The sequence below is a fragment of the Halobacillus sp. BBL2006 genome, from assembly GCF_000786645.1.
In the GTDB taxonomy this organism is placed as follows: domain Bacteria; phylum Bacillota; class Bacilli; order Bacillales; family Halobacillaceae; genus Halobacillus.
This window is the reverse complement of the sequence record NZ_JRNX01000822.1, coordinates 1-978: the sequence shown is the minus strand read 5'-3', so window position 1 is coordinate 978 and position 978 is coordinate 1. Positions and strand designations below refer to the sequence as shown.

Genomic DNA, 978 nt, shown 5'->3' with positions numbered 1-978 from the left:
TGATCCCGCCACTAGGGAACCAATTCGTTATCAGTTTGAAAGATACATCGTTATTCTCCGTTATCGCTGTCGGTGAAATGCTTTATATGGGTCAGCAATATTACGGCATCACGTTTGCGGCTTTCGAAGCCCTGACGATGGTCTGTCTCATGTATCTAGCTATCACTGTACCAACAGCGCTGTACTTACGTAGAGTAGAGAGGAGACTTGACGTATGATGATCACCGTGAAAGACTTGCATAAATCTTTTGGTAAAAATGAAGTATTAAAAGGCATCGATTTAGCCGTCGAAGAACAAGAGGTTGTTTGTGTGATCGGGCCTTCTGGGTCTGGGAAAAGTACGCTGCTTCGCTGCCTTAATTTGCTCGAAGAAGTAACTTCAGGGGACGTCTTCATCGAAGGCGATAACCTAACGGATCCTAAAATCAATATTAATGAAGTCCGTTCCCGTGTCGGGATGGTGTTCCAGCACTTTAATCTTTTCCCGCACATGACCGTGCTAGATAACATAACGCTTGGACCAAAAAAAATTAAAGGGGTCTCAAAAGCGCAGGCAGAAAAAGATGCTTTGCCCTTGCTTGAAAAAGTAGGGCTTTCCGACAAAGCGGACGTCTATCCAGAAAGTTTATCAGGCGGTCAAAAACAAAGGGTTGCCATCGCACGTTCACTAGCCATGGAGCCTAAGATCATGCTTTTTGATGAGCCGACATCAGCCTTGGACCCAGAACTTGTCGGTGATGTCCTGAACGTAATGAAGGACCTCGCCAAAGAAGGGATGACCATGGTTGTGGTTACCCACGAAATGGGCTTTGCTCGTGAAATGGGAGACCGTGTCATTTTCATGGACGAAGGTATAATCATGGAAGAAGATAAACCTGAAAAAATCTTCGGTAATCCAAGCAATCCTCGTACTCAAGAATTCTTAAGTAAAGTATTATAAAACTACCCCCTGTGGAAACGAACTCCGCTTCCACAGGG

The 978-nt window shown here is 44.9% G+C and carries 1 protein-coding gene and 1 pseudogene; both read left to right on the top strand.

The genetic code is table 11. The annotated features are described in order from the left end of the window. Positions 1 to 218, top strand: a pseudogene (locus tag LD39_RS23300) (nickel transporter); the annotation flags it as partial. Further along, on the top strand, positions 218 to 940 hold the full coding sequence (locus tag LD39_RS20055; RefSeq protein WP_035552698.1) for an amino acid ABC transporter ATP-binding protein: 723 nt from the start codon (positions 218 to 220) through the stop codon (positions 938 to 940). The pseudogene LD39_RS23300 and the gene LD39_RS20055, both read left to right, overlap by 1 nt. Positions 941 to 978 lie beyond the last annotated feature (38 nt).